Source organism: Psychrobacter sp. M13 (assembly GCF_030718935.1).
Classification (GTDB): domain Bacteria; phylum Pseudomonadota; class Gammaproteobacteria; order Pseudomonadales; family Moraxellaceae; genus Psychrobacter; species Psychrobacter immobilis_G.
Genome location: NZ_CP132194.1, coordinates 1,478,555 through 1,494,656, shown reverse-complemented (window position 1 = coordinate 1,494,656; position 16,102 = coordinate 1,478,555). Strand labels below are relative to the sequence as shown.

The 16,102-nt window shown below is 42.7% G+C and carries 16 protein-coding genes; 7 read left to right on the top strand and 9 right to left on the bottom strand.

Going from position 1 to position 16,102, the window contains the following annotated elements; translation table 11 throughout:
• Nucleotides 1-190: 190 nt before the first annotated feature.
• Complete coding sequence (gene cysE, locus Q9G97_RS06340) at nt 191-1,015, top strand: serine O-acetyltransferase (protein WP_305900289.1); 825 nt, start codon at nt 191-193, stop codon at nt 1,013-1,015.
• A gap of 8 nt (nt 1,016-1,023) precedes the next feature.
• A complete protein-coding gene (locus tag Q9G97_RS06335) occupies nt 1,024-1,470 on the top strand; it encodes a PACE efflux transporter (RefSeq protein ID WP_305900178.1) in 447 nt (148 codons plus the stop codon).
• Between the two features lie 173 nt (nt 1,471-1,643).
• Here Q9G97_RS06335 and Q9G97_RS06330 read toward each other — a convergent pair whose 3' ends face one another.
• The 7 genes from Q9G97_RS06330 to pheA all read right to left on the bottom strand — a co-directional run bounded on the left by Q9G97_RS06330 (nt 1,644) and on the right by pheA (nt 8,874).
• Nucleotides 1,644-1,895, bottom strand: coding sequence for a hypothetical protein (locus Q9G97_RS06330; RefSeq protein ID WP_305900177.1), 252 nt, complete (start codon nt 1,893-1,895; stop codon nt 1,644-1,646).
• A 63-nt stretch (nt 1,896-1,958) separates the two neighbouring features.
• Nucleotides 1,959-2,471, bottom strand: coding sequence for a 2-amino-4-hydroxy-6-hydroxymethyldihydropteridine diphosphokinase (locus tag Q9G97_RS06325; protein WP_305900176.1), 513 nt, complete (start codon nt 2,469-2,471; stop codon nt 1,959-1,961).
• Nucleotides 2,464-2,853 (bottom strand): dihydroneopterin aldolase, encoded by a 390-nt coding sequence (folB, locus tag Q9G97_RS06320; RefSeq protein WP_201573309.1) that lies wholly within the window; start codon nt 2,851-2,853, stop codon nt 2,464-2,466. Before folB ends, Q9G97_RS06325 begins: the two co-directional genes overlap by 8 nt.
• Before the next feature lie 29 nt (nt 2,854-2,882).
• On the bottom strand, nt 2,883-3,833 hold the full coding sequence (gene rarD / locus Q9G97_RS06315) for an EamA family transporter RarD (protein ID WP_305900175.1): 951 nt from the start codon (nt 3,831-3,833) through the stop codon (nt 2,883-2,885).
• Nucleotides 3,834-3,984: 151 nt separating this feature from the next.
• A complete protein-coding gene (locus tag Q9G97_RS06310) occupies nt 3,985-6,243 on the bottom strand; it encodes a bifunctional prephenate dehydrogenase/3-phosphoshikimate 1-carboxyvinyltransferase (RefSeq protein WP_305900288.1) in 2,259 nt (752 codons plus the stop codon).
• Between the two features lie 128 nt (nt 6,244-6,371).
• Entirely contained in the window at nt 6,372-7,490 is a 1,119-nt protein-coding gene (gene hisC / locus Q9G97_RS06305; RefSeq protein ID WP_305900174.1) for a histidinol-phosphate transaminase, read from the bottom strand.
• Between the two features lie 190 nt (nt 7,491-7,680).
• Nucleotides 7,681-8,874: a prephenate dehydratase gene (pheA, locus tag Q9G97_RS06300; protein WP_305900173.1), complete on the bottom strand. Its 1,194-nt coding sequence runs from the start codon at nt 8,872-8,874 to the stop codon at nt 7,681-7,683.
• Between the two features lie 354 nt (nt 8,875-9,228).
• On the opposite strand from pheA, the gene Q9G97_RS06295 reads away from it, so the two are divergent.
• Together Q9G97_RS06295 and Q9G97_RS06290 are read left to right on the top strand one after the other, a co-directional pair.
• Nucleotides 9,229-10,167, top strand: coding sequence for a transaldolase (locus Q9G97_RS06295; protein ID WP_305900172.1), 939 nt, complete (start codon nt 9,229-9,231; stop codon nt 10,165-10,167).
• A 185-nt stretch (nt 10,168-10,352) separates the two neighbouring features.
• Complete coding sequence (locus Q9G97_RS06290; RefSeq protein ID WP_305900171.1) at nt 10,353-10,796, top strand: hypothetical protein; 444 nt, start codon at nt 10,353-10,355, stop codon at nt 10,794-10,796.
• 158 nt (nt 10,797-10,954) lie between these two features.
• Here the strand turns inward: Q9G97_RS06290 and Q9G97_RS06285 are convergent, their stop codons facing one another.
• Nucleotides 10,955-11,467, bottom strand: coding sequence for an adenine phosphoribosyltransferase (locus Q9G97_RS06285; protein ID WP_305900170.1), 513 nt, complete (start codon nt 11,465-11,467; stop codon nt 10,955-10,957).
• 380 nt (nt 11,468-11,847) lie between these two features.
• On the opposite strand from Q9G97_RS06285, the gene Q9G97_RS06280 reads away from it, so the two are divergent.
• Together Q9G97_RS06280 and Q9G97_RS06275 are read left to right on the top strand one after the other, a co-directional pair.
• Entirely contained in the window at nt 11,848-12,012 is a 165-nt protein-coding gene (locus Q9G97_RS06280) for a rubredoxin (protein ID WP_201573299.1), read from the top strand.
• A 28-nt stretch (nt 12,013-12,040) separates the two neighbouring features.
• Nucleotides 12,041-13,084, top strand: a complete 1,044-nt coding sequence (locus Q9G97_RS06275; protein ID WP_305900169.1) for an alpha/beta fold hydrolase — start codon at nt 12,041-12,043, stop codon at nt 13,082-13,084.
• Nucleotides 13,085-13,156: 72 nt separating this feature from the next.
• Here Q9G97_RS06275 and Q9G97_RS06270 read toward each other — a convergent pair whose 3' ends face one another.
• Entirely contained in the window at nt 13,157-14,872 is a 1,716-nt protein-coding gene (locus Q9G97_RS06270) for a WG repeat-containing protein (RefSeq protein ID WP_305900168.1), read from the bottom strand.
• A 246-nt stretch (nt 14,873-15,118) separates the two neighbouring features.
• Here Q9G97_RS06270 and Q9G97_RS06265 point away from each other — a divergent pair, with 246 nt between their 5' ends.
• Nucleotides 15,119-16,051: a DMT family transporter gene (locus tag Q9G97_RS06265; protein WP_305900167.1), complete on the top strand. Its 933-nt coding sequence runs from the start codon at nt 15,119-15,121 to the stop codon at nt 16,049-16,051.
• The last annotated feature ends 51 nt before the right edge of the window (nt 16,052-16,102 follow it).

Genomic DNA, 16,102 nt, shown 5'->3' with positions numbered 1-16,102 from the left:
GCCTTTAAGCAAAAAATCAGGGTCTGTTGAATATTCATCAGGCCCTGAGTTTAATCTCTCAACTGCTTTTATTTATAACTCATAGCTATATTTTAGAGACCAAAACTGCTATAACTTAATAGACTATAATCAAAATACGATAGGACGTGCTATGCCATCGACAGCCTCTTTATATAAATCACTTTCTCGCATAAAAAAAGATCTCAAAGAAGATATCGAAGCGGTCTTTACTCGTGATCCTGCTGCGCGTAATAGCTTGGAGGTGATACTCACCTACCCTGGTATTCATGCGCTTGTCCTGCATCGGGGAGCACATTACTTGTGGCAACATGATCATAAGCTCTCTGCTCGTATCATCTCTTATGGTTCACGAGCGCTAACTAGTATTGAGATTCATCCTGCCGCCAAGATAGGTAAGCGCTTTTTTATCGATCATGGTGTCGGTGTCGTTATCGGTGAGACGGCTGAAATTGGTGATGATGTTACTCTGTATCATGGTGTTACTTTGGGCGGAGTCTCATGGAATAACGGCAAGCGTCATCCGACTCTAGAAGATGGTGTTATCGTTGGTGCTGGTGCCAAAGTTTTGGGCCCGTTTACCGTTGGCAAAGGCGCAAAAATTGGCTCTAACGCGGTAGTGGTGAAGCCTGTCCCTGCTGGCGCGACTATGATCGGCGATGCGGCTCGTATGATATCGGATCATCATGACGAAAAAGGCAACCCAATCGTTAAAACGGCAAAAGAGATAAAAGCGACTAAAAAAACCAGCTCAACACGAGCTTCTACTTTCCAGGCCTATGGTATCGAGCAATCTTCACAAGATCCAGTGGCAGAGGCCTTTGCTAAGATGCTTGAGCATATCCAGCAGTCAGAAAACCGTCTTGATCAGCTGCAAGATGCCATGTGCAAGCTCGATCCTGACTTTTGTAAAAAAGACTATGATAAATTATGTCTAAAAGATTTAGATGTCATTGGTGACAGCGATATGGATGCTGCCGACACTGAAGAGAAGTAGAAACTATTTTGATTATTTTAAGTCCTATCAAACGTAGAATCGTTTATGTCGTCATATTTGAGATAGTAGCGATTATTTCCTCGACGCTTATCTTAATGGCGCTGAGCGGCGGCGATGCTGTCCAGTCACTGCCTGTTGCTGTGATGGTTTCGGCTGCAGCAGTGATTTGGAACTTTGTTTTTAATTCTCTATTTGAAGGATGGGAGCAACGACGTGGTAATCCAGAGCGTACTATTGTTGTTCGCGTTATTCATGCGCTAATATTTGAGGGCGGGATATTCTTAATCTGCTTACCTCTGTATATGATTTGGTATGATGTAGGATTGTATGAAGCCTTTATCATGGAGTCAGCCTTACTGCTGTTCTTCTTAATCTATACTTTCTTGTTTACCTTAGTTTTTGACAAGATATTTACTTTGCCTTATCAAGTTATGGCGAGTAAGCAAAGGGCTTAGATAAAAATACTTAGACGCAAGCTTATATACTGTATGGGTCGTAGGGTGGTTCAGCTCAAACGTGACCCACCAAATACCTACTTTAAAAATTCAATTCTTAAATCTATTAGACGTAATTATTATAGTTTAAAATTTAACGCGTAGGCTGGGTTTTTAACCCAGCATTCTAAATTTTAACTATGATCTATATTCAATTGAATAAGCAATTTTTCGATAATCTTAATACACTCATCTTCTTGTAAAACAAACTCTTCTCCCATATCTATAGCTATTAAACTGTGTAAATCACTATGAAGTTCATAAGGTATTTCATTGGAATAACTGAGTAAAAATCCCATTGCTTGTTCTGAAATTAATATGGGTTGATACTTATTAAGTATTTGTTTTTTCAGTTTTAATAGCTCAACCCCAATAAGCTTATTCATATAATTTCCTTAAAAACGCTTTGTATCAATCAACCTGATCTTATCATTTATCTTTCGCTCTAATCATCTTAAAACCTCAGCCGCCAACTCTCCCACCCCATCCATCTCATGCGCCTTAAACGGATAACGCTCTGCCATTACTATCCAACCGCTACTACCTTCTAGCCTTACTAATAAAGTATCAATATCCATCGTCACTTTTTTTACAGCCACTTGTTTTATAACGGTGTTTTTAACTTGTCGCTGTCTATTACAGTCATTTTCAAACTGCTTAAATAGCTGTCGTAATTGCTGCAACGTCATCGAAGAAAGTAAAGCTAAATAAGCGCATTGATTGATATAATCAGGTTTTAGTTGAGTTGGTGTAGCAGTAACATCAGGATTTTGATAGGCCTTCGATAATTTTATCTCACCCAATTTGGCAAGGCTTTCGTGCACAGTAGCTAAATGCTGCTCGGCTTGATGATTGCTCCCCAGCGATATCACTGCTGCACTCACTGTTTGCGCTTGCAACTGCTCAAAGGTCTGCATTTCTAACTGATCTATATTTTTTAGCATTAAATTTTGATCAGTCATTAGATTTATCAACAGCTTTTGCATAGCGAGTGATTTGCACACCGACCGCGTCCGCATCGACTATAGCCGTTGGTTTGGCGACGCTTAACGTGATTTTCTGACAGCTATAATTAGCAAATAATCTATCGATAAGCTCAGCAGCTAAATGCTCAAGCAGTTTAGCTTTGATGTCTTTACACCAAGCAGAAACGTCATCACAGACGTCTTTATAACTTAACGCATCTGCCACGTCGTCTGATTGCGCGGCTTTAGCAATATCAGTTTCTAGAGCAATATCTATTAAGATTGGCTGAGTAATCGCGCGCTCCCAAGCAAAGACCCCTATTACTGCTTCAACTTTTAGACCTTTGACAAACACTACGTCAGCTTCAGTATTAAACATGTTCTAATCCCTATTTGTTTTTAGTATTACTATTTAGTCGTTTTATCTAGCTTTGCTGTCTTTAACATTTTACTTGGGCGATGACGCCATAGATCAATGCTGAATAATAACAGACCGAACCATATCAGACCAAACACCATTAATCGGTGCAGGTCGAACGGCTCTTTGTAATAGAATACCGCCAAAAAGAAAATAAAGGTCGGCGTTAGATAATTCATAAAGCTAAGAATACTATAAGCCACTAGCTTAGTAGACTTATTAAACAGCAGTAGCGGTATCAAAGTAATCGGACCTGCCAGCATTAATAGCCAAATATTGGAGCTGACCCAAAAGCTAAGCTGGGAGCTTGCTACATCTGCTTGCCAGAACCACCACAAGCATATCGGTAATAGCATCGTCGTCTCGACAAACATCGCGTCAACTGCGGTCAATGGCGTTTGCCGTTGAATAGTGCCGTAAGTGCTAAAACTAAAGGCCAGAATTAAAGACACCCATGGCAAACTACCGAGCATTACCACCTGAATCACTACGGATAGTAATGCAAAGCCAATTGCCACCCATTGCAGTGTGCGCATACGCTCTTTAAACAAGATCATTGATAGCGCGACGCCGACAAGTGGGCCAATAAAATAGCCCAAACTGGCCTCTAGTATCTGATCGCTATTGACCGCCCATACATAAGTGAGCCAGTTAACCGCGATAATCAGCCCTGATAAAAAAGTGAGCGCGATCCATTTTGGATTTTGTTTTAAGGTGCTAATCCATTGCCAGCGCTTGGTCACCACAAGCACTACTAATAAACATAAAAACGTCCAAACAATACGATGACCAATAATTTCAGTCGCGTTATAAGTCGATAGTTGTTTAAAATATAAAGGAAATGCACCCCAAATAGAAAAAGCAATAAGCGCGGTAAAGATACCGCGCTGAGTGGTCTTGATAGGGACGACTGGTTTTTTGACAACGTTTTGGGTAGTCATAGGACAACAACTTTTTTGAGCAAAGAGCGCTCTTGCGCTTAAAATAAAAAAGCAATGCGTCAGAATTTATATATTCTGACGCATTGCTAAAACTTGATAATAGGCTAGCTTACCTAAAAACTAGCGGTCTAACAACTCGACATTAATAACTTTATTCTGGCTTGACACCACTATCCACTTCTATCGCCATACCGATTTGATTGGCTAGTTCCGCAAATCCAGGAAAACTGGTATTAACCGTTTCAACACCTTCGATGATGATTTGTTCTGATGCGCGCAGACTGGCCACGGTAAAGCTCATAGCGATACGATGATCATGATGCGAGGTGATGTGACCACCACCAAATACAGGCTGGCTATTGTTGATCTCTTTACTGCCTGCGCTACCCCTACCTTCAATGATCATACCATCTTCGGTAACGGTGCACTCTACACCTAAAGTTTGCAAGCCTTCTGCCATAACTGCTATACGGTCAGACTCTTTGACCCGCAGCTCTTTGGCACCTGTCAGCACCGTACGACCTTTTGCACAGCTAGCCGCAATAAACAGCACTGGAAACTCGTCAATCGCTAACGGCACTAGCGATTCTGGAATCTTGATACCGACTAGGTTTGATGAGCGAATAGTAATATCAGCAACGGGCTCTTCGCCAACATAAGTCTTATTACTAAGGGTAATGTCTGCTTGCATCAGCTTAAGAATATCGATGACACCCGTACGCGTAGGATTGATACCAACTTGCGTTAAAGTCAGCTCGCTGTCTTGACTAATAGCTGCCGCTACCATAAAAAACGCAGCCGATGAGATATCAGCAGGGACAGCGATATCTCCGCCCGTCAGCTGACCGCCGCCCTCAACGCTGATGCGATTGCCATCGACATGCACAGGGTAGCCAAACGCGCTGAGCATACGCTCAGTATGATCGCGACTGATCTCAGGCTGAGTGACGGTAGTCGTCCCTTGCGCCCATAACCCTGCTAGCAATAGACAAGATTTGATTTGAGCCGAGGCCACTGGCATCTCATAATCTATACCTTGTAAGGATTGACCGACTTTATCACGACCCGTGATACTAAGTGGTGAGGTACCTTTAGTACCTGTGCTTTGAATCACCGCACCCATTTGACGCAGTGGCGCGGCAATACGCTCCATTGGGCGCTTATTTAAGCTGGTGTCACCTGTTAATACACTATCAAAATTTTGTGCCGCTAATATACCTGCTAGCAGACGCATACTAGTGCCTGAGTTACCCATATAGATAGGCGTTTTGCTAGGCTTCAAGCCATTCATGCCGACACCATGAATGGTTAGCTTACCTTTATCAGGGCCTTCAATAGTGACCCCCATATCGCGAAAGGCTTGCAGTGTTGCCAAGGCATCTTCACCTTCTAAGAAGCCCGTTACTTGAGTCACGCCTGTCGCTAAGCTACCTAGCATAATGCTGCGATGAGAAATAGATTTATCGCCAGGAATGGAGATAACACCAGAGACTGTGTTGCTGTTATTATTTTTGGGCGAGATAATATAAGAAGCTGACATAGCAGAGATATCCGTATAAGGAGTGCTGGCTAACATATGGCCAAAATGTCGCCGTGCGGCTTGCGCGCGGCCCAAAAGCCCCATCAGGGCGGTTGAATCTTTATCAATTATAAGCTGACGTATATTGGTCAGGTAATCACTGTACTCATCAAGAGCACTAACTATCGAGGTCTGATTGGCAAAGAATATATCATGCCACATCTTCGGATCACTAGCGGCAATACGGGTAAAGTCACGAAACCCACCAGCAGCATAGCGAAACATATCTAAATTATCATCGTGGCTTGCCAGTTGATCCACTAAATTAAACGCTAATAGGTGCGGCAAATGACTGGTATGCGCGAGTATCGAATCGTGATGCTCAGCATTCATCGATATTACCGTCGCCCCTATCGCCTCCCATAGCTGACGCAGCTTAGCGATAGCAGTGAGCGTGGTCGTTGGCAACTCACAAATAATGACGCTGTGATTGATGAATAAAGTACTGCGCCGAGCATGATACCCTGAATCCTCTGCGCCAGCAATCGGATGTGCTGGCACTAAGCCTATGGGAAGGCCTACAGGCAAATCTGCAAACACCTGCTGAGCCGCTTCAATGACATTGACTTTAGTGCTACAGACATCACTAATAATACAGTCAGCAGCTAATTGTCCGCTATCCATTGCTGACTTGATAGCGTCAAATATCACTGGCACGGCTTGCACCGGTGTTGCGATGATTATGAGATCACTACCAGCAACGACTGCACTTAATTCGCTACTGCCTGCGTCTAACAATCCTTGCTCTATAGCAGCTTCAATGCTTGGCTGGTGTCTATCAACTGCGACTATTCTCAGACTTAGCTGATTGTCTCTAATAGCTTGCGCCATGCTTGCGCCAATCAGTCCTAAGCCGATAACACAGACTTGTTGAAACAGCGGCTCAGTTTTCAAATGGCTTTTAAAACTAGGATTACTAGTATTATAAGTAACGGGCGTATTAAAGCTTTGCTTATCCATTAATCATTAACCAATATAGAGCGTAGGGTATCGATCAGGCGCGTATTGTCTTCTGCTAAGCCGACCGTAATACGTAACCAATTAGGCAAGCCATAGCCTATTAGCGGACGCACGATGACTCCTTGCTCAAGCAGTGCTTGATGGATAGCTACCGCGTCTTCTATTTCAACCATTATAAAATTGGCATGCGACTTTACAAACGCCAGTCCCAGCGCGTCAAACTGCTTATTGAGCCAGCGCATTTGACTCTCATTTACTTTACAAGTTTGCGCGATAAAATCTTGATCAGCCAATGCCGCAGCGGCCGCGGCCAAACCAATGCGACTGACATTGAATGGCTGACGCACACGGTTGAGTAAATCCGCTACTGGTGCAGAGCTTAGCGCATAGCCAATACGTAGACCTGCCAGCCCATAAGCCTTAGAGAAAGTTCGTACGATAACTAAGTTATCAAACTCATCTAATAACGTGCGATTATTGGTCTCAGGGCTGTACTCAATATAAGCTTCGTCCAATACCACTAAAACTGAAGCTGGCATGCTGGCAATAAACTCACGTATTGCTTCACTCTCAAGTCCAGTGCCTGTTGGATTATTGGGATTCGCGATAAAGACCAGCTTGGTATTAGTATTGTCTAAGACTGCCTGACGCATAGCATTTAGATCATGTCCAAAGCGCTGCGCGGGTACTTCAATGCCTGTTGCGCCTTGTATTTTGGCTAGCATAGAATAGACCACAAAGGCATATTGACTATAGACAATCGCATCATCGCAGCCCACAAAGCTACGTGCCAAAATATCGAGCAAGTCATCAGAGCCATTACCCAAGGTAATGCAATCGATATTAATATTATTAAAATCAGATAAGGCTTGTTTAAGATAATAACCATTACCATCTGGATAACGCGCCAGCTGAGTCAATTGCTCAGTAATAGCAAGCGTCACATGTGGCGAGCAGCCTATTGGGTTCTCATTGCTGGCCAGCTTGACCACATCTGACACCCCATATTCACGCGTTAATTCTTCTACAGGCTTACCCGTTTGATAAGGCACTAGCTGTAGAATACTATCGTAAGCAGGTGCTAGGCGTGCCAAATCAAGCTCTTGAGAGGACTGCATGAGTTATCCTTAGAGGTATTACCCATCTATTATTGGTAAAAAATATTTATATAGAATCGCAATGCGTTAAATAGTGAAAACGGCTTAAACGGGTTCACTGTATTTTTAAGTTATGGCACTTTAAAACCATAACCCATTAAAATCATAGCACTTTGAAATCACAGCCCTTTTAAATCACAGCACTTTGAAATCATAGTACCGCTTTAGGATAAGAGCCTAATATACGCACATCCTTCACTAACGGGCGAATATCGGCAATAGCCGCGCTGACATTAGCATCTTGGATATGGCCATCCATATCAATAAAGAACACATAAGCCCATTTATTAGGACGCTCAGGACGGGTCTCGATGCTAGTCATCGATACCCCGTGATAGGATAACGGCTTTAGTATTTCAATTAAAGCACCCGCCTTATCATGGGCTGAGACTACAATAGAGGTCTTGTCTTGACCCGATGGCGCAATAGCCTCATGACCGATAATCAAGAAGCGCGTGGTATTGCTCGGGTTGTCCTCAATATTCTTATATAGCTTGTGCAGATCATATTCAGCGACAGCAACGTCGCCTGCGATAGCAGCCGAATGCCATTCGTTTTTGAGGCGACGCGCCGCCTCTCCATTACTTGATACTGCAACACGCTCGACATTGGGATAATTGACATCGAGCCAATGACGACATTGTGCGAGCGACTGCTGATGCGAGTAGATACGGCTGATACTATCAAGCTTAGTATGCTCGGCCACTAAGAAGTTCTGATGAATAGGCAGCTCAACTTCACCGATAATCTTGAGACTTGAGGATAAAAATCCATCTAAAGTATGATTGACCACGCCCTCTGAGGAGTTCTCTACTGGCACGACGCCGTACATAGCCGTGCCTGCTTCCACTTCACGAAATACATCAGTAATCGTATTAAGCGGCATCGTATCAGCCGCTTTACCAAAATGCTTTAGTGCAGCCGCGTGAGTGAAGGTTCCCAAAGGACCTAAAAAGGCAATACGCTGCGGCGCTTCTAGATCTAGGCAGACCGACATAATCTCTCGAAACAGACGCGCCATTTTCTCATCTGAGATAGGCCCCTCATTACGAGCCATAACCGCTTTGAGCACCTGCGCTTCACGCTCTGGACGATAAAAAATAGGATCTTTTGTTGAAGCGTTGTCATTGTTAAGAGCCACTTGCTCTTTTTTGACGGTTGCCACTTGCTGGGCTAACTTGGCTCGATTATTAATCAGCGTATGAATTTCACTGTCAACGGCATCGATACTTTGACGCAATTTGCTTAAGAACACTTGGTCTGTTGTGCTTTGACTGCTCTCATTAGCATCTGTGTTCGTCTGATTGCTGACTAAATCATTGTTCTTTGCTGGTTGCTCGCTCATTAGCGCCTATCCTTAGTGTTTCTACTATTTTATTCTTAATAAGTATTTTTAAAATCTATTATAATCGTCTGCTTTGCTAATTTTTTGATAACAGCATTGACGGCATGTTAAACAGTAGTAGCTAATTAAACTGTCGCCCTACTATAGCAAAAACTATGCTGAGTGCCCATGTGAAAATAAACTAAATGGGCTAAATTGCTTCAAATTAATTCATTTAAGGTTCAAGTTGATATTGTCAGCGAAATTCAAGGTCAAACTATGGTAAAGTTTCAAGATATTCTCTCAAACCTTTGTCAAACTTGCAACGAACAACGAATAACCATGTTCATTCTAAATTAATTTCAAGGATATGCAATGAGTGCTCTACAGCAGCTTCACACTATGACTACTATTGTTGCCGACACAGGTGATCTTACCGCTATTGCGCGTCTAAAACCTAGAGATGCTACCACCAATCCAAGCCTAATTACCAAAGCGCTTATCGAGCCTGATAATCAAGCGATGCTAGCTGATATGATGAACCGCCATCAAGGCGACGTCGATGCCGTGATTGATGCACTCACCATTCAGATTGGCCGTGATATCTTGGCGTTGATTGAGGGCCGTGTGTCTACCGAAGTCGATGCACGCTTGTCTTATGATACTCAGGCGACCATCGATAAAGCGCTGGAGTTTATGGACGCTTATGCCAAGGCAGGTATCGACTCAGAGCGCGTACTGATAAAAATGGCAGCGACTTGGCAAGGGATAGAGGCAGCGCGTTATTTAGAGACTCAAAACATTCACTGCAATCTGACATTGTTATTCGGTCAGCATCAAGCCATTGCTTGTGCCGATGCGGGTGTGACTCTGATATCTCCTTTTGTCGGTCGCATTTTAGACTGGCAAAAGCGTCAACAGAATCGCCAGAATGTACCTGTTACCGATGATATGGGTGTGCAGTCAGTCAAGCTTATCTATCAATATTACAAGCAGCATGGTTATAAGACCCAAGTTATGGGCGCCAGCTTTCGCTCAGTTGAGCAAATACTGGCGCTGGCAGGTTGTGACTTATTGACTATCGCACCCAATCTCATTGATGAGCTGGCTGCTATGGATACTGAGGTTACTCGCCAGTTATCACCTGATATGTCAATGGCTATGGATAATTTGAATAAAATAAGCTTGACTCATGAACAATTTAGTAAGGCCTATCAGCAAGATAAAGTCACTCAAAACTTACTCCCAAAAGGCATCGACGGCTTTATAGGTGCGCGTGATGAATTGGCACAAACATTGGCGGCTATTCGTTAGTTTGATTTGCTACTAACTAAGGCGTGTTAGAAGTATTTATAGGCTGGGTTTTTAACCCAGCTTTTTTTATTTATAAAAAATAAAAATACCTGACTAATTGGTCAACATATTATTATATAATGTTGTTATTAGTCACTAGGGTTTAGCAAGTTGCTCACCCCTCTTTCAATTGAAAAGGATACTCAATGTTAAAGTCAAAATTTAAACAACCTCAGCAAGAAGTGTTTATTCACATCGTCCATAGCAAACGTCTAAAGCCACTAAAAAAGCAGCCAGCAGTGAGATGCATTGAAGCGGTCAATCATATCGATAAAGAATTCTTAGCAGAACTGGCAGGCTCTGAAGAATATATCTCAATCGCCTTTTGTTATAAGAACTATAACGAAGAAAAAAACCCACGTTTGAGTGAAAATGAAAGCTGCGCGGTTATCAGCGTTGCTCACGCAAGAGAGCTATTACATACTGACGTACTAGCTGAAGAGGCGCTAAGTGCCGTTAGTATTATTTTATTCAGTGCCGTATCACAAACCTTTGGCGGATTCTTGACCGATGGCGAAACTAATAAGCGCTATGTACTCTCTAAAGGCACTGAGTACGCTGGCCTGTCTTCAGTTTCTTTAGCACTGTAATTTTTATTATGAAAACTAATATTTATTTCAACTTTTTGTAGGGTGCATTTTATGCACTATTGATTTAACTCAGCGGTGCATAAAATGCGCCCTACGCCTATTCTAGTTTTTTTTAAAGTAATTTTCTTATAAAATTTTGCTAAACATTAAAAACCAACTTAAGCTTTTAAAACGGTATAAACAGGCACTGGAAACTCACCATGTAACTCTACCAAGTCCAGTAATACCAGCGCACCAACCACCGTATGATCAGCAGATTTGCACAGCTCATAAGCAGTGGTCAATGTACCGCCTGTCGCTAAAATATCATCGACTAGCAGCACGCGCTCAGGAGGCAAATTATTTTGCATCTCAAGGGTATCTTTGCCATACTCTAGCGCATACGCTTTATTAGCGACTGGTGGCGGCAACTTACCAGGTTTACGCAGCAATATCATACCTTTACCCAATCGTCCTGCCAGCAGACTTGCAAACACAAAGCCGCGCGCTTCAACTGCACCTAAGCAATCTACCTCGTCCATGAGCCCTACCGGTAATGTAGCTAACATCGCATCGACGACTTCATTAACGTGACTACGCAGTAAAGGGGTAATATCATAAAAATCGATACCTGCTATAGGAAAATCTGGTACGGTACGAATCACTTGCCAAAAGGGATGCTCAGTATTCATCTTTCTCTCATTATAGTTAGGTATTTGGGTATTTAGTTAATGAATTGCTATCAAAAATTAGCGTTGCCTATCATAACATAAGGGCTATCCTGACCCCTGTTTTATCCGTCACCTCATGCCCTACAAAGCCGATAAAGTTTTGTCACCATTTGAATAAGATAAAACTCGTAGTCTGTTAGCAAGCGCTCATAAAAATACGCTATACTTTCAATATACAAGTGTAAACTTAACCCAGTATAGATCGGTTATATGCTAAACTACGCCGTTTTGAACGCACAATATAATAACTTGTGCTCTATAATTTCCAATGTAATATGGTATCAGAAATATTTTAAGACACATATTGCAAGCAACAATAGTAATAATAGGTAGAATTATATATGAAACGTTATGAATGTATTGTCTGTGGCTGGATCTATGATGAAGCGCTTGGCTGCCCTGAAGAGGGTATCGCACCTGGTACAGCATGGGATGACATCCCTGATGATTGGACTTGTCCTGAGTGTGGTGTTGGCAAATTAGATTTTGAGATGATGGAAGTTTAAGTCGATGACACTGTGAGCAGGAGAGATCATGACCCAACCCAATAAGCCAAACCTAACTGCCAACTCTATTACTGAGAACGTTAGTACTGAAAACGCGGTCAACTACCCGACACCTGAATGGGAGCGTTTTGGCGCGCATCACTGGCGCGCATCAGATCTTAGCGAGCATTTGCAACAAGCGATGATCGACATCGGCGATAATATCAAGCTGTGTGTCGAGGCTGGTGGTAATCCAAATAATCCGCCATTGTTGATGGTAATGGGTCTGGGCTCACAAATGATATTTTGGCCAGATGACTTTATCAAACGTCTTATTAATGCTGGATTTTTTATCATTCGTTTTGATAATCGTGATATTGGTCTATCTTCAAAAGTACAGATCGAGGGCTTACCGCGTGTCAGTCAGCTAAAAATGATGCTACGTCTGCAAACAGGGCTATCCAATAAAGCAGCACAAGTAGCTTATAACTTGACCGATATGGCAGAGGATACGGTGCGCTTGATTAAGGCGCTAAATTTAAAAAGCACTCATCTGCTAGGGGCTTCGATGGGCGGTATGATCGCGCAAATCGTCGCGGCGCGCTATCCCAGTTTAGTCAATAGAATGGTATTGATGTTCACTACGACTAATCGCGCCTTTTTAAAACCGCCACGCCCCAAGCAGCTCTATACTTTGATCAATAGACCTGAGAGCCATTCTGAGCGCGATATTGTTCGTCATAGTGTCTGGTTTATGAAAACGGTCGGGACGCCAGGACATGTCAATGTGCGTACCGTACGTGAGATTGCCAAATTGCGTTACCAGCGTAATTTTCACCCATTAGGCACAGTACAACAGCTTAATGCTATTTTGTCCTCAGGCTCCATCGCCCGATTTAGCAAGCAAGTTAAAGCACCCACTATCGTCATTCATGGTAGCGCTGATGGGCTGCTGCCTGCATCACAAGGACGCGTGGTCGCTAAGACTATACCCAAGGCTAAGTTCTACTTGATAGAGGGCATGGCACATGATATTCCAGGCTACTATCAGCCCTATTTGGTTGACTTGATCAGCAAGCATTTATTAGATTAAAAATTATGCAAATTTAGTACTTAACATAAAAAACGGATAGTGATCACTATCCGTTTTTTTATCACTGTACTTTTACTCACAGCTAACCTTATTGCCCTCTTTACTGATACATAGTTTGTCAGCATTTTGCAGACTACCTATCCACGCTTTTTCGTTGTTAAATAAAAACATATCATCAAAATTTTCATTACTCTGCACCGTATCATGCACAAAACTTAATGGAATAACGAACTCACCTTTTAGGTCAATAAAGCCCCATTTATCATCAACGCGTACCCCAGCTAAGCCTTCTGAGAAGGGTCGCACTTCATCGAATGCGTAAGCAATCACAATAGCCTTTTGCTCATCAATGAATCCCCATTTGCCATCTTGCTTGGCAGGCTTTAGCGTTATAACAGAGTCAGGTTTTGGAGTAGTGAGTGTTATTTTGGACACGACAGAAGTCGTCGTAATGTTGCCCAAATCTTTGACAGAGCTAGGAGCGCTGATTTCTCTCACCTCTCGGGTCTCATTGACTTCGTTAGTTGGTTTAATCTCACTGACTTCGTTAATCTCACTGACTTCGTTAATCTCACTGACTTCGTTAATCTCACTGACTTCGTTAATCTCACCGATTTCGCTGATTTCGCTGATTTCGCTGATTTCGCTGATTTCGCTGATTTCGCTGATTTCGCTGATTTCGCTGATTTCGCTGATTTCGCTGATTTCGCTGATTTCGCTGATTTCGCTAGTGTTATTAGGCAAATTGCTGTCATTTTTATCAAGTGCTTTTACAATATCGCAATCGGTAATATTTCCCTTTTTATCGATACATACTTTATCACCACTTTTAAGCGTACCCGTCCACGCTTTATCCTCTTTGAATACAAACATAGACTCACTGTTCACAGTGGTGGCAGTATTGTCTGCAAAGTTAAAGGGAATGACTAACTCGCCGCCTAAGTTGACAAACCCCCAATTATCCTCTATTCGCACTGCTGCTAAGCCCTCAGAGAAAGGTCTGACTTCATCAAATGAGTAGGTAATCATAATGGTATTTTTCTCATCGACAAAACCCCATTTGCCGTCTTGCTGAGCAGGCTGTAGCGTAGTAAAGGTGGCAGGTTTTGTTGCTGGTTGTACGGTAGAGACCTTTTTATCAGGATCAGTTTTAGTAGTGACTTTAGTAGCACTATTAGGAGCGCCATTGGGATCACTTACAGTATCACCATTTTTATTCAACCAGCTAATTGCTTTGTTTTTGCGTACTTGCGCAATGCTATTACGATAATTATCAATATCGCTAAAGCCTGATGAAAAAGGCACGATTATCTTACCACTAGTGTTTATAACCCCATAATTACCGTCTTTTTTGACGATAATGCGCCCGTCGCTTACCGCTCGTGCCCAGCCTCCTGACTCTCGCAGAGCATCGTACATCGTAGGGATGACTTCGCGGCCTTGCATATTTATATAACCGACGCGGCCATTACGCTGCACGGGTATTAGACCGCTTGCTATTTTATCAGCTGCGACCTTTTGATAACGCAATAAATCAACAACAGGCTTGCCTTTAGAATCTATCAAAGCTACGGGCGCACCAAAGTCTTTGCTCGCTAAGTAATAGCCACTGCTTGAGCTGCAAGCGACGCTTTTATAGTAGCTTTTAGGGATCTTACAGCTAGCCGCTTGAGCACTTGACAGAGTGAATAGCACAGCGAATAAAGCTAAGGTTATAGGCACTAGCTTTGCGCTTGGTAATTGCTGTATTGATTGACGAGGTTCTTGAGATAAGTGACGTTGAATCATAGTAAAACCTAAGCTTGGTACGGGTAAATTGCTGAATATAAGAGTCATTGAATCATCTAAGGGTTAGCTTAGCAAATAGCGCTGCTAAGCCCTAGATGCGTTCTGTGAATAGATGCATTCTATGAAAATAACGGTAAGCTTTGAATGAATTCATTGTGGTTATAAAATAAAGAAAATCCGCAAGTCTTCATTTAAGGAGTAATAAGGTTTACACTTGTCGTTTGTTCAAAAAGCTTAGAGTACTTTATGGCTGATAATCCTTCACCCTCCGCTGCTATTGGCTTAGCTATCGGTTGTATTATTTTTGGTTTGGGTAGCCTAATTGTTGCTCATGTCGCTATTGGCAGTTGGGCCATGTCTTTTTGGCGTCTGGCGGTTTCAGGAATAATTTTTACTATACTAGCTAAGATGATGGGGCAACGCCTGCCTCGTTCGCGTCGCGCTATTGTTTATGGCTTATTATCAGGCGCGTTTTTGGGTCTAGACTTAGCGCTTTGGCATGAGAGTATTCATGCAGTCGGCCCTGGTATCTCAACGCTACTCAACAGCTTACAGATCTTCTTTTTAGCGGCGATTGGGTTTTTATACTTTAATGAACGCCAGTCTATTTTACAGCTACTGAGTCTTTGTATGGCGCTTTTCGGTGTGGCACTAATTGGTAGTCCTGAATTTGCGCAAAATACCGATGCGACTTGGGGGTTTGTAGCGGGTATTGTTTCAGGTGCTATGCTAGCGGCATCAATGACCTTTATCCGTAAGACCCATGATACTGAGCCCACCTCCATATTTATCTTAATGCAGCTGGTTAGCATCGGTGGAGTACTGGCAATGGTAGTTCCAATGCTGATCTTTGATCAAGGCGCCATCATGCCTGCGACTTGGTCACAAGTGGGTTGGATAGTAGTCTATGGTGCGATAATGCAGTGCTTGGCATGGGGCTTGATTGCCTACTCAATACCTAAACTATCGCTTACTATGGTTGGTCTATTATTGCTCACTGAGCCGATTGCTGCACTCATTATTGATTATAGCTGGCTGGATAAGCCTATTAATACCTTGCAATGGGCGGGCGCTATTTTGACCATGGCTGCTATTTTCTTAGGATCGCTGAAACCCAAACCGCGTGCCTTAGGCCGTTATCGATTTTTTGCCAAATTTTATAAGCGTCATTATAAATAAGCTATTGATCAAAATGACTTTTAAACTAAAGACAGCTTAAATCCAATCAGA